A 21,298-nucleotide genomic window follows, 5' to 3' on the forward strand; every position below is an offset into this window, starting at 1 on the left:
AGGCGGGACAAGCCCGGGCCTGACGACCTTAGCGGAGCAATCATACCCCATAGAAAAAGGGCGGCAGAACCATCTGCCGCCCTTTTCAGTCGTCTCGGGGAGAAACCTTACTTCAGGTTGGTCATCGCCGTCAGGTCGAACGAGAGCTTGGCGACGCCGGCGGCGCTACACCAGTTCGAGCCGACACCCGTCGGATTGATCGGGGTCACGAAGGTACCGGTCGCGGCGGTGATGTTGCCACGTGCTGCAAAGTCGCTGGTGAAGGCGTTGCAGTTGCCCTTCGAGAGATCGGTGTCGTAGTAGCGCAGGTCGAGCGTGAACACCTTCCAGGTGAAGGCGACGCCGAGGTTCCAGGTGTTGTAGTCGGCGTACTTGATGCCGTTCGGGAACGCGGCGGTGCCGTAGAAGCTGTCGGAGGTTCCGAGCCACTGACGGCCGAACTCACCCGAGATGAACATGCCGACGCCGCTCGAACCGAACAGGGTGCCGGGCGCGGTGTACTTGCCGGTGATCGAGGCGTAGTTGCCCCAGGCGCCGGAGTTCAGGTAGCTCGGGGTGTAGTATTCGTTGAACCCGAACGCCCAGTTGTCGTTCACGGTGTAGACGCCCTTGCCGTAAACTTCGAAGAAGTTGAGGTTCTTCTTGATCACGTTGGTGTTGAGCAGGGCCTTCTCGGCGCACTCGGCGCCCTGGAAGTTGCCGGCGAAGTCGATGCCGGGAGCGCCGTAGTAGCAGGTGCCGCCCGGATACAGGTAACCCCAGACGCCGATGTCGAAGGCGAAGGCGCCGAAGGTCGGGCGGATACCGCCGTAGATGTCGACCTCGGCCGCGGCGCGGTTCGGGAACGAGATGCTCTCAGCCGACGTGCCGATATAGAGCTGGAGGTCCTTGGTGACGTTGTAGCGCGGCTCGAAATAGGCCGTGACCGACGGCTTGTGGTTCGACTGGGTGATACCGCGGAAGATGTAATCGCTCATGATACCGCCGCCGAAGGCGATATCCCAGGGATCGAAAGCCGGCGGCGGCGGCGCCTTGACGGCCTTCACCGGCATGTCTGCCGCCAGAGCCGAACCCGAAACAATTGCCAGCGCCGTTGCTAACAAAGCCAACTTTTTCATTGCGATCCCCATCACCGAGTTTAAAGGCCAGCCCGATCCCGGCGCCCCCCGGGGCATGCGACCTGACTGCGAATTTCTTACCAATCCAATCTGGTCCGCTGAGGTCACGCAGTGAAGCAAAAAACACGGGCAACTGCCGACTTTTTGGGCGTTCTGGCGATTCCAACAAAGGTTGTCGCAGGGTGTTGCATCTCAACCACATAATTCGCATGCCAAAGTTCCACTTAATCCCCGTGAAGCTACGGGACGGGCCCGGGGTGTGGATAGAAGGCCACCTCGAATCGGGGGGCAGCGTTCCCGCGGCGTCCGACGATGCAAAAAGGCCGCAGCGTTGCCGCTGCGGCCTTCCTGCTGGCAGATCCCAGGATTGATGTGGAACGGCGGCTAGCCCTGCCCTTCGGCCGGCGCGGGCGTATCGGCAGTCGGGGTCGCCCAGCTCGCCTCCGGTGCGGGCTCGGGAGCTGGCGTCGGGGCTGCGGGCTTGGGAGCCGGCGCGGCCTTCTTCGCTGCACGCTTCTTCGGAGCGGCTTTCTTGGGAGCCGCTTTCGCAGCCTTCTTGGCGACCTTCTTCGGCGCGGCCTTCTTGGCTGATTTCTTCGCGGATTTCTTTGCAGACTTCTTGGCCGCTTTCTTCGCTGCCTTCTTGGTTTTCTTCGCTGCCTTCTTGGCGGTCTTCTTCGCCGCTACGGCCTTTTTGGCCTTCTTGCTTTTCTTCTTCTTCGCTTTCGCCATCGTGATCCTCCTGTTGCCGCCGAACTAGGGTCGATCGGGCGTCTTCAGTCGTCCACTTCCGGGCGCGGCGCCAGCCGTCTAGCTGATTGTCGGCCGCGAACCGCCCGTCGCCCAATCGAGAAGCTCAATCGTGTGCACGACCGGAACTGACGTGCCGCCGGCAATCTGCATCATGCAGCCGATATTGCCCGCAGCAATCATGTCCGGCTTGACGCTCGCGATGTTGGCGACCTTGCGATCACGCAACCTGCCCGCAAGGTCGGGCTGGAGAATGTTGTAAGTCCCCGCCGAACCGCAACACAAATGGCTCTCCGGGACATCTTTCACCACGAATCCATTCTTGGAAAGCAATTCTTTCGGAAGCTCTCGGATTTTCTGGCCATGCTGCAGCGAACAAGCCGAGTGATACGCGACGACGAGATCGTCTTGCCAGTTGTCGCGTCGCGTCGGCGTCTGCAGCGACAGACCCGCAATGTATTCGGTGATGTCCTTTGCGAGCTGCGAGACGTGCGCTGCGTCCGCCGCAAAGTCAGGGTCCTCTCGCAGGAGATAGCCGTAGTCCTTGACCACGGTGCCGCAGCCGGACGTCGTCACCAGAATGGCGTCGAGGCCGTCCCTGGCGCCTTCCGTGCGCCACGCCGCGACATTGATGCGGGCCCGCGCCAGCGCATCGCCATCATTGCCGAGGTGATGGGTCAGCGCGCCGCAACATTGCTCGTCCTTGACCAGCACGACCTCGATGCCGTGGCGGGTCAGCAGGTTGATGGCCGCCTGGTTGATGCGCGGCGCCAGCACCTGCTGGGCGCAGCCCTGCAGTAGCGCGACCCGGCCGCGCTTCTTGCCGAGCGGCGCAAAGACGCTGCCGGCGGCTGGCCCCGGCGGCGGCAGGCGCCCGGGTGCAAGCGCGAGCATCGCCTTGAGCCGCGACGTCAGGCCAGGCGTGGCCGATGGCGCCGGCGACGGCAGCAGGGCGGCAAACGGCCTGGCCAGCCGCGCCAGCCACATGCTGGCGCGGAAGCGTGCCGGATCGGGCAACACAAAGGCGAGCACGGCGCGTAACAGCCGCTCCGTCAGCGGCCGCTGGTAGCGCTCCTCGATTCTGACCCGGGCCTGGTCGACGAGGTGCATGTAGTTCACCCCGGAGGGGCAGGTCGTCATGCAGGCCAGGCACGACAGGCAGCGGTCGACATGCTTGACCACCTCGGCCGTCGGCGCCTGGTCCTTCTCCAGCATCTCCTTGATCAGGTAGATGCGGCCGCGCGGGCTGTCGAGTTCGTCGCCGAGCAGGACATAGGTCGGACAGGTGGCAGTGCAGAAGCCGCAATGCACGCAGGCGCGCAGGATCTTGTCGGCTTCGGCGATATCGGGGTCGGCGAGCTGTGCCAGCGAGAATTCGGTCTTCATGCCGCCCCCGCCGCGTCCTGCATCAAGCGCCCCCGGTTGAAGACGGTCTTCGGATCGAAGCTCGCCCGCACCCGCTCGTTCAGGGCCGCGATGCCCGCCGGTTGCGGGTGGAACACCGCGACGCCGCGCCGCAAATCGTCGCTGGCACGGACCAGCATGGCGTGGCCGCCGACGGCGTCCGCGCGTCGGCGGACCACTGCCGCATGCGCATCGGCGTTCGGCGGCAGCGCCGCCCAGATCAACCCGCCGCCCCAGTCGTAGAGCACATCGCCGCCGGTCTCCCGCGCCAGATGCTGGCCGAGTGCCGCACCTGATGCCGGCGGACACACGATCCGCCAGACCGGCCAGGCGCCGAGCGCACCGTTGGCAGCGAACGGCAGCACGTCGCGGATCGCGGCCCAGAGCGTGGCCGAGGCGTCGTCCTCGACCACCCCTGCGGTTCCGAACGGGGTGAGCAATTCGCGCAGCGAGGCGGCGCGGTGGACCGCTGAGGCGGTGATGCCCTCGAGCCGCAGCACGGTCAGCGCCTCGCCCTGCGAGGCGATCGCACCCAGCCCCTCGGTTTTGGCGCGGAACGCCGATTTCGGCAGATGGGCGGCACCGGAAACGTCGAACGGCGAGCCGAGCGCCGCGGTCATCGCCTTGTTGGCGGCGGCATCGTCGAGCCCGCGCAAGAGCAGTGTCCGCTCGCCCTCGGGTTTCGGCATCACCTTCAGCGTCACCTCGGTCATGACCGACAGCGTTCCCCAGGACCCCGCCAGCAATTTGCAGAGATCGTAGCCGGTGACGTTCTTCACCACCTTGCCGCCGGTCTTGAAGCTGTCGCCGAACCCGGACACGGCGTGAGCGCCGAGCAGATGGTCGCGTGCCCCACCCGCCCGGATGCGCCGCGGCCCGGCGAGCCCGACCGCAATCATGCCGCCGATGGTGCCGAGGCCGGACGCCCCGAGCAAAGGCGCCGTGTTCATCGGCTCGAAGGCGAATTGCTGGTTCTTGGAATCGATCAGCGACATCACGTCGGCAAGCGGCGCGCCGGCCTCAACCGTGATGATCAGCTCGTTCGGCTCGTAGGAGCTGACGGCGTTGAGCGCGGAAACGTCGAGCACGGCATTGGTCGCCATCGCATGGCCGATTTGCCGCTTTGATCCATGGCCGATGATCTCGAGCGGCTGCTCGTTGGCAATCGCCGCGCGCACCACCTCTTCGACGTCTTTGGCGTCTCTGACCCTGAGCGTATCCACGGGAAAGGCGGTAGCGAAATTTGCGTCGGAAATCAATTCGACGCGCGTCAGAGACGATCCCTCGATGCAGCGCAGAGGGCAACCGTGGCTGCACCCCGCCAACACGGTCGGCGCGACATCCTCCCTTCGATCATGATCGAATCATCTCCGTCCAAATGTCGTCTTTGATCGAACTGTTCCTGATACGAGAAGGAGTTCAATCATGAACCAGCAGGCAATGAACCAGCGTACCATCGGCGAAGCGACCACAGGCGGCGGCCTTCTGGTCGTGGCGCAGTGGGAAGCCAAGGAGGGACAGGCCGACAACGTCGCAAAGATCCTGCGCGACTTCCTTTCGCAGGCGCAGAGCGAGCCCGGTGCAAAATTGTTCCTGATCAGCCGCGCCAACGACAATCCGGCCCAATTCCTGTTCTACGAGCTGTTCCGCGACGAGGCCGCCTTTAGGGCGCATCAGGAGAGCGCGCATTTCAAGACCTACATCGCAGGTCAGGCGCTGCCGCTGCTCGCCAAGCGCGAGCGAGCGCAATATGCGCTGATGTGAAAGAAAGACTCTTCCCTTCTCCCCTTGTGGGAGAAGGTGGCGCGAAGCGCCGGATGAGGGGTTGTCTCCGCGAACTTCACTGAGAGAGATTCGCTCGCGGAGAGAGACCCCTCACTCGGCTTCGATTCGCGAAGCCACCCTCTCCCACAAGGGGAGAGGGTGTTTCAGCGCAAGCTCAAAACCTCGGAATATCCGGAAACGCCAGCTTGCCCGCATGCACATGCATGCGGCCGAGCTCGGCGCAGCGGTGCAGCGTCGGAAACACCTTTCCGGGATTGAGCAGGCCCTGGGCGTCGAAGGCGCATTTCAGCCGCTGCTGCTGGTTGAGATCTACTTCCGAAAACATCTCCGGCATCAGATCGCGCTTCTCGATGCCGACGCCGTGCTCGCCGGTGAGCACGCCACCGAACTCGACGCAGGCGCGCAAAATGTCGGCGCCAAAGGCTTCGGCGCGCTCGATCTCACCGGGCTTGTTGGCATCGTAGAGGATCAGGGGATGCAGATTGCCGTCGCCGGCATGGAACACGTTGGCACAGCCGAGCTGATATTTTTCCGAGAGCGCGCGGATGCGCGCCAGCGCCTTGGGCAGCGCGCCGCGCGGGATGGTGCCGTCCATGCAGAGATAATCGGGCGAGATGCGGCCGACCGCGGGGAAAGCGGCCTTGCGGCCCGCCCAGAACAGATTGCGCTCGGCTTCCGAATTGGAGATCTGCAGCGTCACCGAGCCGCAGCCTTTCGCGATGGTCTCGACGCGGGTGATCAGTTCGTCGACCTCGATGCCGGGACCGTCGAGCTCAATGATCAACAGCGCTTCCACATCGAGCGGATAGCCGGCATGAACAAAAGCTTCCGCGGCGTGGATCGCGGGCTTGTCCATCATCTCCATGCCGCCGGGGATGATGCCGGCGCCGATGATGCGGGCGACGCATTCGCCGGCCGCCTCCACTTCGGCGAAGCCGACCATCAGCGCGCGCGCCGTCTCCGGCTTCTGCAGGATGCGTACCGTGATTTCGGTGATGACGCCGAGCAGGCCTTCCGAGCCCGTGATGACGCCCATCAAATCGTAGCCGGCGTTCTCGCACCCCTTGCCGCCGATGCGCAGGATCTCGCCGCTCATCAGCACGATCTCGCAGCCGAGCACGTTGTTAGTGGTCATGCCGTATTTCAGGCAATGCACGCCGCCGGAATTTTCGGCGACATTGCCGCCGATCGAGCAGGCGATCTGCGAGGACGGATCGGGCGCGTAGTAGAAGCCGGCATGGGCGACCGCCTGGCTGATCGCAAGATTGGTGACGCCGGGTTCGGTGACGACGACACGGTTGTCGAAATCGATCTCGCGGATGCGCTTGAACTTGCCGAGGCCGAGCAACACGCCGTCCTCGAGCGGCAGCGCGCCGCCGGACAGCGAGGTGCCGGAACCGCGCGGCACCACCTTGATGCCCTCGGCGGCACAATATTTCAGGACCTGCGACACCTGCTCGGTGGTGTCGGGCAGCACCACGACCATGGGCGGCTGGCGATAGGCCGTGAGCCCGTCGGATTCATAGACCCGCATCTCGGCGGCGCTGTCGATCACGCCCTCGCCCGGGACGATCGCGCGCAAGGCAGCGACGATCTCGGACCGGCGCGCCAGGACCGCGGAATCGCTTGCGGGCATCATGATGGCCATCGTTCCAGAACTTTCCTTGCCAGCGCGGTTTGTGACGACAAATCAATCATGTCCGCAAGGCTTTAAGCAAGCCTCTGGGCAGGATCATCCGAAGGTCCCATTGATTTGTTGCAGCGCAAGTTCTCTCTGGGGCAAGTCTGACATGATGAAACCTGTCAGGGTTTTGCGGCTTGTCCACCCGCAATGGACCTGCCAAAACCACGACCCTCAATCTGACCCGGGAAGAGACGAAGAGCATCCTTATGACAAAACTGACTTTTGGCGCGCTGGTTGCCCTTACCATGACCGCCGCAGCTTCGAATGCGATGGCGCAGGACGCCGCAGCCGGCAAGACGTCGTTCAACAAGTGCCTGGCCTGCCACGCCATCGGCGAAGGTGCCAAGAACAAGGTCGGCCCCGAACTGAACGGCCTCAACGGGCGCAAATCGGGCAGCGCGCCGGACTATAATTATTCGGATGCGAACAAGAATTCCGGCATCACCTGGGACGAGGCGACGTTCAAGGAATACATCAAGGATCCGAAGGCCAAGATTCCCGGCACAAAGATGGCGTTCGCCGGCATCAAGAACGAGACCGAGATCAACAATCTCTGGACCTTCATTGCCCAGTACGACAAGGACGGCAAGGTCAAGCAGTAAGACCTCGAGACAGCGCGGCCGCTAGTCGGCGGCCGCCGTCAGGGGAACGATCTCCGCGACGAGAGCCTCGATCTCGGCCTTCACGAGGTCAGGCACCGCGTTCTGCACCATGTGGCCGAGCTCGGGCAGCACGATCAGCTTTGTATTGGCAACCGTCTCGGCAAACGGCCTTGCGTGGATGTTGGTCGACACCGTCTTGTCGGGCTCGCCGGCGATGATCACCGTCGGCACTTTGATCTCATCATAGCGCGCCACCTGCGCGGCGACGGCCGCCTTCAGCGTCACCAGATCATGGGCGTTGGCGATGAACTCGCGCGGGCGCAGCAAGAGCGGCGTCGCTGAACCCTCCACAAATCCGTCCGGCATCGCCTGCGGCAGGAACACGCTGCGCGCGCCGGGCTCCAGCAGAAAATAGCCGAGCGGCAGCGTGACGGTGTAGGCGAGCAGCGGGCCGATCACCGGCGTTGCGATAATCTTGTTGTAGCGGCCGACACCGCCGCGCCAGGGATGGGTCACAGGCGCCAGCATCACGAGGCCCGCGACGCGGCGCGGATGATCCAGCGCCATCCGTGCACCGAGCGCCCCGCTCCAGGAATGCACCACGAAGACGGCGCGATCGACGCCGAGCTTGCCGAGCGCCGCATCGATCATGCGCGCCTGCAAATCGGGCGTGGAATCCTCGACCCGAGTCCGCGTGCTCCAGCCATGGCCGGGACGATCGATCAGGATGACGCGATGGCTTTTCGCCAGGAGATCGCCGAGCGGACGGCGCATCGCTTCGAGATTGGAGCTTGCACCATGCAGCATCACGATCGGCGTATCAGCGTCGCGCGGACCGAGATCGACGATGTGCAGCGTTGCGCCGGCAACCTCAATGATCTCGCCTTGCGGCGGATAAGCGCGCGCGATGGCAAAGGCGCCGGCCTGCGTGATCAGCGCCAGCACAGCCAGCGCCGCCACGACTGACATCACGATCATGAAGATGGTCCGGAAAGATCTGGGCACACGACAGCTACGGTTCTAACCGATGGCAGTTTCGCCAGCGAGCGGTTCCAGGGAAAGGGCACCCTGTGGATAGCGGGGGCACAGGGCCGGGAGAAAAGTGCAATGAAATCAATATCGTTCCACACTCCGACCGTTTGAATGTCAATTGCTTCATGCGGTCGTCATCGCCGCGTCCTTATAATCGCCATGGTCGGTTCCGCCATCTAGCAAGCGGATGGGCGCCGATCCTCTCACGCGGGACAGCGGGAATGACCGGCAAGACTCGACTGGTTTGAACCGGAGGTACTTTCGATGAGTTTCAGGTCGAACGACAGCGCGATCGACGAGATCGTCGCGAGCTGCAATGGCGATCTGCGCGGAGCCGTGCGGGCGCTGCTGCTGATCAACGAGCATCTGGAGAGCGAGCTCGCCAAGGCCTATGCCGCGGCTGCCGACCACAGCATGGTCGAGCGCGGCAACAGCGTGCTGCATTAGTTACTGGTTGGCGCTGCTCTCGCCGTCTTTCTCTTCGTCGGGGGGCACCGGCGGACAGGCACGGATCGTCGAGCGGGCAAGCTTGGCATCGGCTCGCGATCGATAAGGACCGTCGCCGAACCAGATATCGCCATAGATGACCGGGTTGCTGGTCACGATCTCGCATCTGCCGGTGGCGCGATTGCCGACCACCCAGAACATGCCATCGGCCAGGCCGACCGTCGCGGTGGCCATCAGCACGATGCCTGCAGCTATCAAGCGTTTCATGGCTTCGCTCCTGCCGTAGAGGCCATGAGGTAAGCCTGCGCATGCGGGAAAGATATCCCCCGCCGCTGTGACCGATCGGCTCGTGGTTAATGGCTGGACGCCGCGATCGCTCAAGAACGCTATGAATGAATTAAGGGTTAGATGTCGCGCCCCTCGACCTTCTCGGTCAGCGACTTGACCTGGTCGGGGATCTTGTCGAGATGCGGATTGATGGCGAGCGCCTTGCGATAGGCATCGAGCGCGCGCTTCTCGTCGCCGATCTCCTGCATGATCATGCCGAGGCCGGCGAGCGCGCCGAAATGACGGGGCTCGCGGATCAGCACCTCACGGATGTCGGCGAGCGACCGGCCGTAATCGTTCTGCATGTAGAACAGCGTCGCGCGGCGGTTCCAGGCTTCGACGTAGTCGGGCCGCAGCTTGATGACGGAATCGAGCAGCTTGATCGCGACGTCGACCTTTTGGGCATCAACCGCCGCTTTCGCCCGCTGCATCAGCAGTGCGGCGGTATCGCTCGGGGTCTGAATCCAGATCGCCCAGATCCGGGCCTCGACATGTTTTGCGCTGGCATCATCAGGGGCGGCCTTCAGCGCGCCGAACAGGAAATCGAGGTTCTTGCTGCGGTCGACCTTCGGCAGCTTCGCCGGCGCCTCCGGCAGCTTCTTCTGCCTGACCGGCGGCCCCTTGGGACCCTCCTGCGCAAGCGCAGGGGCGACGGCGGCGATCGAGGCCAGAACGACGGCCAGGCGAAGGGAGCGCGCGAAGAATCTCACTGTCATGGTGAAAGTCTAAACGCTGAAAGCCGCCTTTGCATAGCAAAGACGGCGTCAAAGTCGTGTGAGACCGTGGTCTTGCGGGCGGGCGCGAGGCCTCAGCCGGAGCAGCTCAGCCCTGGCGAGCCTTGAAGCGGCGCTGCACCTTGTTGATCACATAGACCCGGCCCTTGCGGCGGACCAGGCGGTTGGCGCGATGGCGACCGCGCAGCGATTTCAGCGAGTTACGGACCTTCATGGCAGAATCCTGAACGTTCGAAAGGCCGTGTTCGGCACTACCGTTTCGGCACGCGCGAATGTGGCAAAATGAGATTTTACCCGCCGGCGGACAGACCGCCCGGGACGGGGCGGTTCTTAAGCCATGGGGGGCGCGGATGTCAATGCGACCGGCCCCGTGCCCGGAAAAATCGTTGAAAACAACCCCATGCACAGTAGGGAACCGGGCCGTCTTCAGGCCGGAAATTCGACCATGGCTTCCCCGGTCGCCACCCGCTCGTCGTCCTGGTTGCGCACAACCACGTCGATCAGGACCCAGCGGGAGCGGGCGGTTAACTGCTTGTTTTTGATGATCCCCGAGGGCCGGATGGTGTCGCCGGGCCGGACCGGCTTGACCCAGCGGGTCTCGAGCCGGCGGTGGATGGCGCCAGCCGGATAGGCCCAGTCGGTGATCATGCGCGAGATCAGGCCAAAATTGTTCATTCCGTGCATAATCACGCCGCCAAACTGCGTTTTCCCGAAGTTTCCCGTCATGTAATCGTCGTCGAGATGCAGCGGGTTGTAGTCGAGCGAGGCATCGCAGAACAGGCGGATGGAGTCGCGCGACACCGCAAAGCTCGGTCCCTCGATCGTGTCGCCGGCGGTGAGGCTTTCGAATGTGACGGTCATGGCGCCCTCCCTCATGCCGGCCGGATGGTCCAGCCGCGGCCGGAGCAGATGACGTCGCCGTGCTGGTTGAAGAAGACGTTGTCGTGCACCACGAACAGCCGCTCGCGCTTGATGAACTTGTCGAGCGCGCGCGCCTCAAGCCGGATGACGTCGCCGGGCCGCGCCGGGACGTTGTAGCTCCAGGACTGTCCCGCGTTGACGGTGCCCGGCGAGCGCATCCAGTCGTCCGCGGGCGTGCAGGCAAACATCAGCATGATGTGGATCGAGGGCGGCGCGATCAGCCCGCCATAGCGGGTCGTCTTGGCATAGGCCTCGTCGAAATAAAGCGGGTGGGTCTCGCCCACCGACCTGCAATAAAGTTCGATCGCCTCACGCGTCAGCGTATAGGGGATGGTCTTGCGCGGCTCGCCGGGAACGATCTCATCCCAGACTTTTCGCGCACCGGCGTCCTTCCAGAAATCGGTCTCGAAGGCTTGCGCCCCTGCCATTTTGGCCTCCCCTGCCACTTATTGTTAGCCCAATCATTAGCGCAGGGATGGCCACCCACCAATGCAGCAATGCCGGCTTGCCAAATTCGTTATATGATATAATCAATTCGGCAGAAGCGCCCGGGAGGATCCAGATGCCGAAGCTCAAACTGCCTGACATCGACAAAGTCGTCGCGATCGACATCCACACCCATGCCGAGGAGCCCTGCGGCTGCCATCCGGACGACGGCTATGACGACTTCCAGGCGCAGATGGCGGAATACTTCAAGTCGCCCAACAAGCACCCGCCGACCGTGCCGGAGACCGCGGCCTACTACCGCTCCAAGAACATCGCGGCCGTGATCTTCCCCGTCGATGCCGAGCGCGAGACCGGCTTCCGCCGCTACAAGAACGAAGAGATGCTGGAGATCGCCTCCGACCATCTCGACGTCCTCATTCCCTTCGTCTCGATCGACCCGCACAAGGGCAAGCTCGGCGTGCGCGAGGCGCGCAAGCTGATCGAGGAATACGGCGTGCGCGGCTTCAAATTCCACCCGACCATGCAGGGCTTCTATGCCAACGACCGCATGGCCTATCCGCTCTATGAAGAGATCAACAATGGCGGCGCGATCGCGCTGTTCCACACCGGCCAGACCGGCGTCGGCTCGGGCATGCCGGGCGGCATGGGCATGCGGCTGAAATATTCCAACCCGATGTACATGGACGACGTCGCGGCCGATTTCCCCGACCTGAAAATCATTCTGGCGCATCCCTCCTTCCCCTGGCAGGAAGAGGCGCTGTCGGTCGCGACCCACAAGCCGAACGTCTACATCGACCTGTCCGGATGGTCGCCGAAATATTTCCCGCCGATCCTGGTGCGCTACATCAACTCAATCCTGCAGGACAAGATGCTGTTCGGCTCGGACTGGCCGGTGATCACGCCGGACCGCTGGCTCTCGGATTTCGCCAAGATCGATATCCGCGAGGAGATCCGGCCGAAGGTGCTGAAGGCCAACGCGCGCAAGATTCTGGGGATTTAAGCATCGCAATCGTGCATTGAGGGCTTCGATCGCGGTGATCGAAGCCCTCTTGCTTTTCGGCTCAAGGCCTCAGATCTGCGCGAGACCTCCGTCGACGAGACTTTCGCCGCCGGTCATGAAGCTCCTGTCCGCGGACGCCAGGAACGCAGCCACAGCGCCCGTCTCCGCCAGATCGCCGACGCGCCCGATCTGCGTCGAGCTTCCGAGCGCGTCCTCTTCGTCCAGCTCTGCTCCGCCCCTGATTGCAACGGGTTGGGAATTCGCCCTGAGTCTGGCTTGGGCCAGAAGCAGACCTCGCAGAGGTCGAGGGGGAGTGATCTCTCTTCCCCTCTCCCACAAGAGGAGGAGAAAGGTGGCGTCACCCGAACTGCGCGACCACGGCTGACCACAGACGCCAGATTTCGGGGGACTTTTCATCGACATTGTCTGCGCGTTCGGTACTCGTGGCGAGCGGGTCAGTGATCGGTAGGGGATTGACGAGGCGCTCACTCGCTGTCTCTGCACAGTCGACGCAAGATGTGCAGCCGTCATGCATGTCGGTGCCGCTCTAAGGACGGCGGCCAAGTGCTGCCCGTGCCCTGCCGAGCTACGGACGCGCACAGAGCGAAGCTGGCTCCCGGATCGTGGACCGGATCCTTAGGCTTGACTTCGTTTGGGAGATCGTTTCGGAAGACTCCTCGCGGCCCATTCTTGGCTAGCTCGGATCAAGTTCTCCATCGCTTGCACGAACAAGTCGGCGTCCCGCACCGCCAGCCACTGGTTGAGCATGCCAACGAAGCTCGTGTAGATGAAGTTGGCGAGCTCCATGATCCGGGGCTCGTCCTCGGGCCGAACATCCGTCGCTGCACGCAGCCAGTCGGCGTAGAGCAACATGAACTCGTGGTCCTTCTCCCGCGCCATGTGCTCCGCATGCGGATGTCGAAGCACGTAGAGCGTCATTTCCTGCAGCGCGAACTGCTCGCCCGGAGCCTTCTTGATCTCGCTCCAGATGAACCGCAGAAGATCTGCGATGCGGTCGTGGAGTTTCTGCGGTGCTGCAAATTTTTTCGCGAGGGTGGCGCGATAGTTGGCGACGAGAACCTCCATCACCTTGAAGAGGATCTCCTCCTTGTCATGGAAGTGATAGTGAAGAGTTGCGACGTTGACGCCAGCTGCTTCGGCGATCTTGCGTGTCGTGGCGTGGTAGACGCCGTCGCTGATCATCACCTTGAGTGCTGCATCAATGATCTGCTCGCGGCGGCCGTCGCTATTTGGACGCGCGAAACTCTTCTGTATCACTCGCTGATTCATGACGTTTATGTTGCTTTGCAATGCCAACAAATCAAGTTGTTTCTATCCGCGGCGATATTCCGCTCCCTTGGTCCATGATCTGCACGTCCGCCGGTGCGTGACCGATTGTCTCGATGGACACTGAGACCGCGGGCATCGCCAGTCCTGCGATGGACGACAACAAGACCGATAGTCCATTCCACCTAACCCGAGAGCGTCGTCCTCAAGCCTGGCTGCAAGCTCGACGCATCGAGCCTGAAGAAAACGCCGACCGCTGACCTTCAAGCCGCACGGCTTGAACTGCACATGAATGCCGATTGACTCAAGATTGATCCAATCGTACGATTTGGTCAAGTGATTGGATCGGCAAGATCCAACACATGACGGGAGGAGAGGGCATGAAGAAAGCAGTAAAGGGTTTTTTCGGAGTTTCCCTGATCGCGGTTGTCGCGGCGTTCTCGATCGCCCCGGCCATTGCCGGAGACGACGTCCAGTTGTTACCCCCGGAATTACTCGCGCCGACAACCGACAAGAAGACCCCGCCGGACAAGTACAAAAAAGCGCCGCCTTGGACGATCGGAATGGTGTTTCCCGGAGTTGGAAACACGTGGATCATTCAGATGGCGGCAGAAACCAAATCTGAGGCGGCACGGACTCCGGAGATCAAGGAGTTCATCTTTACGGAGGCCAATTGGGATCCGACAAAGCAGGTCGCGAATATGGAGGACATGATCTCGCGCAAAGTGGACGCGATCATCATTGCGCCCATCGCGATGCCTCTCCTGAAGAAGCAGGTCGATGCAGCCCTGGCGGCGGGCATTCCGGTGATCAACCTGGGATGGAGCAAGGGCGCTCTCCCCAGCACCGTCGAGGTGATGGGCGGTGGCGGCCCGTTCGGCGAGGTTGGTGGGAAATGGCTCAGGGACAAGCTTGGCGGCAAGGGAACGGTCTGGGCCTTCCGTGGGGTCGCCGGCGTTCAGGAGGAGACCGATCGCTATGAAGGATTCAAGAAAGCGATTGCAGGTTCGGAGATCACCATAGGCGCGGAAGTCTTTGCCGACTGGAACTATGCCAAGGCCAAGGGGCTTTGCGAAAATCTCGTGCTCTCGGGCAAACCGGTGGATGGCATCTGGTTCTCCGGCGCCGAAATGACCCGCGGTTGCATCGACGTCTTCAAGGAGGCCGGCAGGCCCCTTGTGCCGATGACCGGCGAAGGCAACAACGGTTTCTTGCGCGCTTGGAAGGAGTCGAAGTTGGACAGCGTGGCCGCGGTGTTCACGCCGGAGCTCGGTCCTGCTGCATTGCGCGCGACTGTCGCGATTTTACAGGGCAAGTCCCTGTATGACCACTACTTCTCGGATCCCGCACCAATTACGAACGCAAACCTCGATAGATACTATCGGCCGGATCTGAATGATGCCTTCTGGATGCCGTCCGAGCTGCCCGCGGCTGAAATCGAAAAAATGTTCAAGAAGTAAAAGCACGCGAGGGCGATGGATACGCCAATGGCGCTCTCTTCTCCCGCGAACGCGCTCGTCGCGTTCCGCTCCATCAACAAGAGCTTCGGGTCGACCCAGGCTCTTGTTGACCTTTCTTTGCAAGGGTCTGCGGGATCGGTGCACGCGATCACCGGCGAGAACGGTGCCGGAAAATCAACCCTCATGAATCTGCTCGCGGGTGTTCATCAACCTGACTCGGGCGAGATCAGCGTTCGCGGGCAAGCCCTCAGGCTCGAAAGCCCAGCCCAAGCGCAAAACGCGGGCGTATCCACGATATTCCAGGAGCTGACCATCCTTCCCAACCTGACGGTCGCCGAAAACCTGTTTCTCGGTCGGGAGCCGCATCGAACGGGAATTATCGATCGGTCCCTCATGCGCCGCCGCGCCGAGCAGGCCCTTGAGCTGGTCAAATGTCGCGTGGACGTGAACGCGTACTGCCAAGCGCTTTCGGTCGCGGAGCAGCAGCTCATCGAGATCGCGAAGGGATTGATGGCAGATGCCGACATATTCATTCTCGATGAACCAACCGCGGCATTGAACGGACCAGAGGTCGACACGCTTGGGGAGCTCATCCACTCGCTAAAGACGGCAGGCAAACTGATTTTCTATATCAGCCACAGGCTTGAGGAGATATTCCGATTCAGTGAGGCCGTTAGCGTCTTGAAGGACGGCAGACTCGTTGGGACATTTGAGACACACGAACTGACGCAGGACGAGCTGATATCGCTCATGGTTGGTCGCCCTCTTGGGCAGCTGTTTCCTCCCCGCAATCCGCACCCAAGTTACCTCGGCTGTGCTTTGGAAGTCTCAGAACTTGTAACTTCAGAACCGGAACACGCCGTCTCGTTTCGGATCAACCGTGGCGAGATTGTCGGGTTTGCGGGGCTGCAGGGTCAGGGGCAGCGTGAGATCATCAGGGCGGTTGCCGGCGTGGGACCTCACGTCGGCGGGCGCGTCAAAAAACGCGGTCCCGGCGACGCACTGCAAAACGTTGATCTGTCAATCGTCGCCGTCGCTCGCTCGGGTATCGGGTTCATCCCGGAGGACCGAAAGTCGGAAGGGCTCTACCTATCACTTTCCATAGAGCAGAATGTCGCGCTCGGCATGCTGCGGCAGCTCGCGATGTGGCGTCGCGCTCATGTGAGGAAATCAGGAATCGATGATCTTTTGTTGCGGATGAGAGTTCGCGCCAATGACCAAGGCCAACTCGTTTCGTCTCTGTCTGGCGGTAATCAGCAGAAGGTGATGTTGGGGCGATGGCTCGCATCCGGAGTAGACGTCCTTCTGGTCGAGGAGCCGACGCGGGGCGTGGACGTCGGCGCCAAATCTGAAATCTACGCACTCCTGCGCGAATTCGCCAATTCAGGTGGCGCGGTCCTCATTGTTTCGAGTGAACTGACGGAGATTCTAGGCCTATGCGACCGGATCCTCGTCGTTCGCGACGGCGAAATCACGGCCGAGCTTGATGGAGTCGGGACGAGCGAGGAGGAGATCATGCGCTACGCGTTGGCCGGATCGACAGCCGATGCAAGGAAAGAGCTGTGATGCCCGTTTCAATCATGAAGTCCAATCGAAGCGGACTCCGGCTTGCCACGATCGCGCTTCCGGCATTGCTTTTCGTGGTGCTTTCGATCCTGTCGCCAGCTTTCCTGAGTGTGCAGAATCTGAGCAACATCAATGGCCAGATAGCCGCGCTATTGATCGTCTCACTAGGGCAGCTCGTCGTAGCCTTGATCGGAGGGATCGACCTTTCCGTGGGGGCAGTTCTCAGTCTGACGACAACGATCATTGTATCGGTAAGTCCGGATTTCGCGCTCCCGGCCGCCTTGCTTGCCGGCATCGCGATCGGCCTGGTCAATGGAATAGGGGTAACTGTCGCTGGCGTACATCCGCTCATCATGACGATGGCGTCGATGACCTTCCTGCAGGGACTCGCGCTTCTGATACATCCCGTACCCGGCGGAACGGTCCCTGACTATCTCGCCGGCCTTGCATGGACCTCGGCCGCAGGTGTTCCGGCCGCGTTTTTCTGGTGTGTTGCCGCGGTGACGATCGCATCGTTCCTATTGTCGATGACGCGCTTCGGATTGCGCCTGTTTGCGATCGGCGCCAATCAGGCGAGCGCGGCCCGCAACGGAATCGCGGTCAGATGGTACAGCGTCAGCTGCTACGTGATCTGCTCTGTGGCCGCGACGATCGCTGGCATCTTCATCAGCGCCCGAGTCTCATCGGGCGATGCTACAGTCGGAGCCCCATTCGCTCTGGATTCGATCACCGCGATAGCGATGGGAGGAGTTCAATTGGCGGGGGGTACCGGCAGCGTTGCAGGTGTGGTCCTCGGCACCATAACGTTAGGTCTGTTGACGAACGGAATGAATCTGGTCGGGATTTCTCCATTCCTGCGCACCGCCGCAACGGGATTATTGCTGCTTGTCGCAATCAGCATGCAGCGCCGAACTGTGATCGGCGTGTGAGCGATATGACCACCAATTCACTTCCCCGGGCGGTTCATCCCCGAAGCATGGCGCGCTTGCTCCTGAGCGTTCCGATTGCCTACGCCGGAACAGCCGTGTTGTTGGCGTTTGCCTATGTGGCCAGGCCGGCTCTCGTTTCTCCAGTGCTGCTCTTGCTCATCGTCCGCCAGGCGGCGCCGTTGGCCATCGCCGTCCTTGGTCAATCGCTTTGCATGAGGGTTCTTTCACTCGATCTTTCGATCGGCGGCGTCATTCTCGCTGTCAGCTACATCCTCACCAGCGGCATCCTGAGGTTACCCGAACCGCTCCTGCTACTCATCTGCGTACTCTTCGGAGCAGCCGTCGGCGCTGTAAATGCATTCTTCATCACGCGCATCAAAGCATCATCCGTCATCGTGACTCTGGCGACCGCCCTGATTTTAAGTGGTGTCGTCTTTTCGCTCAGCCAGCTACGCGCGCCCGGGGAAGCTCCAGCCATCCTTCGCTACATCGGGCAGACGAGAATAGGCATTGTACCGATCTCTCCGCTTTTCTGGCTCGCGATATTCCTTCCCGTCGCGCTATTCCTCCGCATGTCGGTTTTTGGGCGCTATGTGGACGCAATCGGCGCTAACCCACGGGCGGCGTTGATATCAGGCATTCCCTATGTTCGTATCGTGACGATTGCGCACATTCTGTCGAGCATTCTCGCGGTTTTCAGCGGATTCGTGCTCGTCGGCTTTGTTGGGGCCGGCAGCCTGGATATCGGTCGTGACCTGCCCTTGACTTCGCTCGTTGCAGTCATTCTCGGTGGCGTCACCTTTGGCTCGGGCAAGGGAGGTTCGCTCGGGCCTGCCGTTGCCGCTTTCATGCTCACGTTCAGCTTCAATCTGCTTACGAGCCTTGGCGTTGGCGAGCCGGGGAAATTGATGTTGCAGGGAGCGATCATTGCCCTTGCCGCCACACGAAGAAGTCCCGACTGAAGCTGGTGAAGATGGAGAGACGCATGCCGCACGTGATGCAGGAAGCCGAGCCGTTCTTTTTCAATGGCAATGATATTGCCGTGCTCGTCTTGCATGGTTTCACGGGCACCACGCAGAGTATGCGCTATTTTGGGCAGGAGTTGCACCGGCGCTATGGGTTTACGGTCCGTGGTCCCCGCCTGGCTGGACACGGCACGACACCCGATGACATGGCAACGACCGGCTTTCACGATTGGGTCTCTTCGTGCGAAGAGGCACTCCATGGACTAGCCGCAGGCGGCAGGCCTGTTTTCGTCGCAGGCCTATCCATGGGCGGGACGCTGGCGCTCAACCTGGCTGCACGCTTTTCCACGATCGTTCACGGCATTATTCCCATAAACAGCCCAGTCGGCATTTTCGAACCGCCGCTCGCGGAGTTGGTCCTGAACAAGTCGGCTCCAGCGCGGGTCCCGGGGATAGGTTCGGATATAAAGGATCCGATGGTGTCCGAGCTCGCCTATTCGGAGCTGCCCGTCAGCTGCGCACGCGAGGTGTTTGTCTTGGTCGCTGCGACTTCGGCAATTCTTTCCAAGGTAACTTGCCCGGTGCTGGCGATGCACTCCCGAGAAGACCATGTTGTGCCACCGCGAAATGGACAACGAATTCTCGAGAGCGTTGGGTCCGACGACGTCAGGTTGCTGTGGCTCAATGACTCCTATCATGTTGCAACTCTCGACAATGACAAGGATCTTATCGTCCAGCGCGCCGGGCGATTCATTGAGGAAATCGGCGGATAGCTGACCCTGGACGAGCGCTAACGCTCAACATGAGCCGTCAACAGTCGCTGGATGAGCGAAGACACAAGGCCCCGACCGTGCGGCAGCCTTTCCACTACTTGGTCAGGTCGCCGGCCTTGGTCCAAGAACCCGTAGCCAAAACCGTTGGTTCGCACCCTTCGGAATGAGAATCAGCTTACACATCAACGGGGATTGACTGACACTCTCTTGGCACAAAGGCGGACATCCTGCAGACACGTTAGTTCTGCTGAGGGTCATAAGACCCCGATCACGCCTGCAGTGGCAGACTTCCGCCACCTTCGGTAAGCTGACGATCATGTGCGCTCCCCGATCGGAGTGCTCGCGGCCACACCGGTCCGGAAGGAGAGCAAATGGGCATCAAAGCCGTCGTTTTCGACGCCTACGGAACGCTCTACGACATCCAGTCGGTGGCCGAGATCACCGAGGATGCGTTTCCGGGCTACGGCGAGATCATCACGCAGGTCTGGCGGATCAAGCAGCTCGAATACACCTGGTTGCGCTCGCTGATGCAGCGTTACCAGGATTTTGCCACTGTCACGCGCGACTCGCTCGCCTATACGCTACGCATCCTCGGCCTCGACTATGACACGGCGACCTTCGAGCGCGTGATCGAGAAGTATCTGCATCTCGATCTCTATCCGGATGCAACGAGCGCGCTCACCGCCTTAAAGCCAAGGAAGCTCGCCATCCTGTCCAACGGCAGCCCGGACATGCTCGATGCCCTGGTGCGCAACTCCGGACTTGCGCCGCTGCTCGACGCCACGATCAGCGTCGATGCGAACAAGATTTTCAAACCGAGCCCGCAGGCCTATGCGTTGATCCGCGACGTGCTCGGCACCGCGCCGGACGAGGTGCTGTTCGTCTCCTCCAACCCCTGGGACGTCGCGGGCGCAAAAGCCTTCGGGCTCAACGTCGCCTGGATTGAGCGGGTGAGCCCGGAGGCGATGGCGCTGGCTTGCGTCGAGAACGAAGTCGTGGCACCGCTGACCATGTTCAAGGCGATCCGGACCCAGATGGACGAGCTCGGGTTTGCGCCGGATCACCGCGTTCGCTCGCTCTCCGAACTGCCAGGAATTGTCGCCCGCTCATGAGTCTGGAATCCGTTCGCGCCTTCTTCGCCGAAAAAGCCCCCGACATATCCGTGATCGAATCGCCGATCAGCTCGGCCACGGTGCAGCTTGCCGCCGAAGCCTATGGCGTCGAGCCGGGCCGCATCGCCAAGACGCTGTCGTTGCGGATCGGCGAGCGCGTCATCCTGATCGTTGCCGCCGGCACGTCGCGGATGGACAACAAGAAGGTGAAGGCGGCGTTCGGCGGCAAGCCAAAAATGCTCGGGCTGGAAGAGGTCGCCGAGATCACCGGGCACGAGGTCGGCGGCGTCTGCCCGTTCGGGCTGAAAGCGCCGCTGCCGATCTATTGCGACGTCTCGCTGAAGGCGTTCGACGTGGTCGTGCCGGCGGCCGGCTCAACCCACAGCGCGGTGCGCATTGCGCCGGAGCGGATGGCCGAGCTGGTCGCGGCCGAATGGGTCGACGTCTGCGAGCACAGGCCTTAGGCGGACGAAAATCTAGCCGCCCCAACCACAATAGGGGCGACAGCGATAGCGTGCGCTATGCGGATGGCCCCAACCGCGATGCCACCAGCCGAAACGCGCCTGTTGACCCAGTTCAGCCTCCTGCACCGCCGGCTTGGCGGCTGCGGAGAGAGGCGTGACAGGTGCCGCCATCAAGGGCGTACCGAGCCAGATCGAACCGATCACGAAAAGCACTGCAGGAATCCTGGCCATTGACATGACAGCTCCCTCCGATCCGCAAACGTCCAACCGCAATCAACCTGGCTGATGGCAAATCGTTGCACGGTTATGACGGTTTTGGGGCAAGGAGCCGCCGCGATGCTTGCTGCCTATGCGTAAGGAAGGCTACCATGCGCCCGATGACCGACACCAAGGTGAAACGACGGCTGACCACGGTCCTGTGCGCTGACGCGTACGGCTATTCGCGCCTCATGGAAGCGGACGAAGCGGGAACGCTGGAGACGCTGCGCCGC

Annotated in this window: 25 protein-coding genes and 2 pseudogenes; 13 read left to right on the forward strand and 14 right to left on the reverse strand. The window is 61.8% G+C overall.

Annotated features, from left to right (window positions below; genetic code table 11):
* Window positions 1–107: 107 nt before the first annotated feature.
* Window positions 108–1,118 carry a TorF family putative porin gene (locus tag C2U70_RS07125; RefSeq protein ID WP_140977300.1) on the reverse strand — a complete coding sequence of 337 codons (1,011 nt, stop codon included), beginning with the start codon at window positions 1,116–1,118 and terminating at the stop codon, window positions 108–110.
* Between C2U70_RS07125 and C2U70_RS32875 the strand changes: the two genes are divergently transcribed.
* Window positions 1,033–1,233 carry a hypothetical protein gene (locus C2U70_RS32875; RefSeq protein ID WP_186294109.1) on the forward strand — a complete coding sequence of 67 codons (201 nt, stop codon included), beginning with the start codon at window positions 1,033–1,035 and terminating at the stop codon, window positions 1,231–1,233. The two genes, C2U70_RS07125 and C2U70_RS32875, sit on opposite strands and share 86 nt — an antisense overlap.
* A 269-nt stretch (window positions 1,234–1,502) precedes the next feature.
* Here C2U70_RS32875 and C2U70_RS07130 read toward each other — a convergent pair whose 3' ends face one another.
* The 3 genes from C2U70_RS07130 to C2U70_RS07140 all read right to left on the reverse strand — a co-directional run bounded on the left by C2U70_RS07130 (window position 1,503) and on the right by C2U70_RS07140 (window position 4,495).
* Window positions 1,503–1,850, reverse strand: coding sequence for a histone (locus tag C2U70_RS07130; RefSeq protein ID WP_140977301.1), 348 nt, complete (start codon window positions 1,848–1,850; stop codon window positions 1,503–1,505).
* Window positions 1,851–1,928: 78 nt separating this feature from the next.
* Entirely contained in the window at window positions 1,929–3,254 is a 1,326-nt protein-coding gene (gene glcF, locus C2U70_RS07135) for a glycolate oxidase subunit GlcF (RefSeq protein WP_140977302.1), read from the reverse strand.
* Window positions 3,251–4,495, reverse strand: coding sequence for an FAD-binding protein (locus C2U70_RS07140; RefSeq protein ID WP_140977303.1), 1,245 nt, complete (start codon window positions 4,493–4,495; stop codon window positions 3,251–3,253). The genes glcF and C2U70_RS07140 overlap by 4 nt, the downstream gene beginning before the upstream one ends.
* Before the next feature lie 202 nt (window positions 4,496–4,697).
* On the opposite strand from C2U70_RS07140, the gene C2U70_RS07145 reads away from it, so the two are divergent.
* Window positions 4,698–5,036, forward strand: a complete 339-nt coding sequence (locus C2U70_RS07145; RefSeq protein ID WP_140977304.1) for a putative quinol monooxygenase — start codon at window positions 4,698–4,700, stop codon at window positions 5,034–5,036.
* Window positions 5,037–5,211: 175 nt separating this feature from the next.
* Here C2U70_RS07145 and C2U70_RS07150 read toward each other — a convergent pair whose 3' ends face one another.
* Window positions 5,212–6,705, reverse strand: coding sequence for an FAD-linked oxidase C-terminal domain-containing protein (locus C2U70_RS07150; protein ID WP_140977305.1), 1,494 nt, complete (start codon window positions 6,703–6,705; stop codon window positions 5,212–5,214).
* Window positions 6,706–6,947: 242 nt separating this feature from the next.
* Here C2U70_RS07150 and cycA point away from each other — a divergent pair, with 242 nt between their 5' ends.
* Window positions 6,948–7,343: a cytochrome c-550 CycA gene (gene cycA, locus C2U70_RS07155; protein ID WP_140977306.1), complete on the forward strand. Its 396-nt coding sequence runs from the start codon at window positions 6,948–6,950 to the stop codon at window positions 7,341–7,343.
* A 21-nt stretch (window positions 7,344–7,364) separates the two neighbouring features.
* Here cycA and C2U70_RS07160 read toward each other — a convergent pair whose 3' ends face one another.
* Complete coding sequence (locus C2U70_RS07160; RefSeq protein ID WP_186294107.1) at window positions 7,365–8,321, reverse strand: alpha/beta fold hydrolase; 957 nt, start codon at window positions 8,319–8,321, stop codon at window positions 7,365–7,367.
* 318 nt (window positions 8,322–8,639) lie between these two features.
* On the opposite strand from C2U70_RS07160, the gene C2U70_RS07165 reads away from it, so the two are divergent.
* Window positions 8,640–8,822 carry a hypothetical protein gene (locus tag C2U70_RS07165; protein WP_140977308.1) on the forward strand — a complete coding sequence of 61 codons (183 nt, stop codon included), beginning with the start codon at window positions 8,640–8,642 and terminating at the stop codon, window positions 8,820–8,822.
* Here the strand turns inward: C2U70_RS07165 and C2U70_RS07170 are convergent, their stop codons facing one another.
* From C2U70_RS07170 to C2U70_RS07190, 5 genes are all read right to left on the reverse strand, one after another.
* The gene (locus C2U70_RS07170; protein WP_140977309.1) at window positions 8,823–9,089 is read right to left on the reverse strand and encodes a hypothetical protein; all 267 of its coding nucleotides are present in this window, start codon (window positions 9,087–9,089) and stop codon (window positions 8,823–8,825) included.
* Window positions 9,090–9,226: 137 nt separating this feature from the next.
* Window positions 9,227–9,865 carry a tetratricopeptide repeat protein gene (locus C2U70_RS07175; RefSeq protein ID WP_140977310.1) on the reverse strand — a complete coding sequence of 213 codons (639 nt, stop codon included), beginning with the start codon at window positions 9,863–9,865 and terminating at the stop codon, window positions 9,227–9,229.
* Between the two features lie 106 nt (window positions 9,866–9,971).
* Complete coding sequence (gene ykgO, locus C2U70_RS07180; protein ID WP_006611362.1) at window positions 9,972–10,097, reverse strand: type B 50S ribosomal protein L36; 126 nt, start codon at window positions 10,095–10,097, stop codon at window positions 9,972–9,974.
* Between the two features lie 212 nt (window positions 10,098–10,309).
* Window positions 10,310–10,744 carry a MaoC family dehydratase gene (locus C2U70_RS07185; RefSeq protein ID WP_140977311.1) on the reverse strand — a complete coding sequence of 145 codons (435 nt, stop codon included), beginning with the start codon at window positions 10,742–10,744 and terminating at the stop codon, window positions 10,310–10,312.
* An 11-nt stretch (window positions 10,745–10,755) separates the two neighbouring features.
* Window positions 10,756–11,232 carry a MaoC family dehydratase gene (locus C2U70_RS07190; RefSeq protein WP_140977312.1) on the reverse strand — a complete coding sequence of 159 codons (477 nt, stop codon included), beginning with the start codon at window positions 11,230–11,232 and terminating at the stop codon, window positions 10,756–10,758.
* Between the two features lie 134 nt (window positions 11,233–11,366).
* On the opposite strand from C2U70_RS07190, the gene C2U70_RS07195 reads away from it, so the two are divergent.
* Window positions 11,367–12,251, forward strand: a complete 885-nt coding sequence (locus C2U70_RS07195) for an amidohydrolase family protein (RefSeq protein ID WP_140977313.1) — start codon at window positions 11,367–11,369, stop codon at window positions 12,249–12,251.
* Window positions 12,252–12,320: 69 nt separating this feature from the next.
* On the opposite strand, the pseudogene C2U70_RS33410 reads toward C2U70_RS07195, so the two are convergent.
* Both C2U70_RS33410 and C2U70_RS07205 read right to left on the reverse strand, forming a co-directional pair.
* Window positions 12,321–12,464, reverse strand: a pseudogene (locus tag C2U70_RS33410) (SDR family oxidoreductase); the annotation flags it as partial.
* 423 nt (window positions 12,465–12,887) lie between these two features.
* Entirely contained in the window at window positions 12,888–13,541 is a 654-nt protein-coding gene (locus C2U70_RS07205) for a TetR/AcrR family transcriptional regulator (RefSeq protein WP_140977315.1), read from the reverse strand.
* A gap of 377 nt (window positions 13,542–13,918) precedes the next feature.
* On the opposite strand from C2U70_RS07205, the gene C2U70_RS07210 reads away from it, so the two are divergent.
* From C2U70_RS07210 to C2U70_RS07240, 7 genes are all read left to right on the forward strand, one after another.
* Window positions 13,919–14,998: an ABC transporter substrate-binding protein gene (locus C2U70_RS07210; RefSeq protein WP_186294108.1), complete on the forward strand. Its 1,080-nt coding sequence runs from the start codon at window positions 13,919–13,921 to the stop codon at window positions 14,996–14,998.
* 27 nt (window positions 14,999–15,025) lie between these two features.
* Window positions 15,026–16,564 carry a sugar ABC transporter ATP-binding protein gene (locus C2U70_RS07215; RefSeq protein ID WP_140977317.1) on the forward strand — a complete coding sequence of 513 codons (1,539 nt, stop codon included), beginning with the start codon at window positions 15,026–15,028 and terminating at the stop codon, window positions 16,562–16,564.
* Complete coding sequence (locus tag C2U70_RS07220; protein ID WP_140977318.1) at window positions 16,564–17,493, forward strand: ABC transporter permease; 930 nt, start codon at window positions 16,564–16,566, stop codon at window positions 17,491–17,493. The genes C2U70_RS07215 and C2U70_RS07220 overlap by 1 nt, the downstream gene beginning before the upstream one ends.
* A 5-nt stretch (window positions 17,494–17,498) precedes the next feature.
* Window positions 17,499–18,455, forward strand: a complete 957-nt coding sequence (locus tag C2U70_RS07225) for an ABC transporter permease (RefSeq protein ID WP_246666685.1) — start codon at window positions 17,499–17,501, stop codon at window positions 18,453–18,455.
* Between the two features lie 23 nt (window positions 18,456–18,478).
* The gene (locus tag C2U70_RS07230) at window positions 18,479–19,231 is read left to right on the forward strand and encodes an alpha/beta hydrolase (protein WP_140977320.1); all 753 of its coding nucleotides are present in this window, start codon (window positions 18,479–18,481) and stop codon (window positions 19,229–19,231) included.
* 371 nt (window positions 19,232–19,602) lie between these two features.
* Complete coding sequence (locus C2U70_RS07235) at window positions 19,603–20,343, forward strand: haloacid dehalogenase type II (RefSeq protein WP_140977321.1); 741 nt, start codon at window positions 19,603–19,605, stop codon at window positions 20,341–20,343.
* Complete coding sequence (locus tag C2U70_RS07240; RefSeq protein WP_140977322.1) at window positions 20,340–20,807, forward strand: YbaK/EbsC family protein; 468 nt, start codon at window positions 20,340–20,342, stop codon at window positions 20,805–20,807. The genes C2U70_RS07235 and C2U70_RS07240 overlap by 4 nt, the downstream gene beginning before the upstream one ends.
* Before the next feature lie 12 nt (window positions 20,808–20,819).
* On the opposite strand, the gene C2U70_RS07245 is transcribed toward C2U70_RS07240, so the two are convergent.
* A complete protein-coding gene (locus C2U70_RS07245) occupies window positions 20,820–21,020 on the reverse strand; it encodes a hypothetical protein (RefSeq protein ID WP_140977323.1) in 201 nt (66 codons plus the stop codon).
* A 164-nt stretch (window positions 21,021–21,184) separates the two neighbouring features.
* Between C2U70_RS07245 and C2U70_RS33415 the strand changes: the two are divergent.
* Window positions 21,185–21,298: pseudogene (locus C2U70_RS33415) on the forward strand (adenylate/guanylate cyclase domain-containing protein); the annotation flags it as partial.

It is taken from the genome of Bradyrhizobium guangdongense (genome assembly GCF_006483445.1).
Classification (GTDB): Bacteria; Pseudomonadota; Alphaproteobacteria; order Rhizobiales; family Xanthobacteraceae; genus Bradyrhizobium; species Bradyrhizobium guangdongense_A.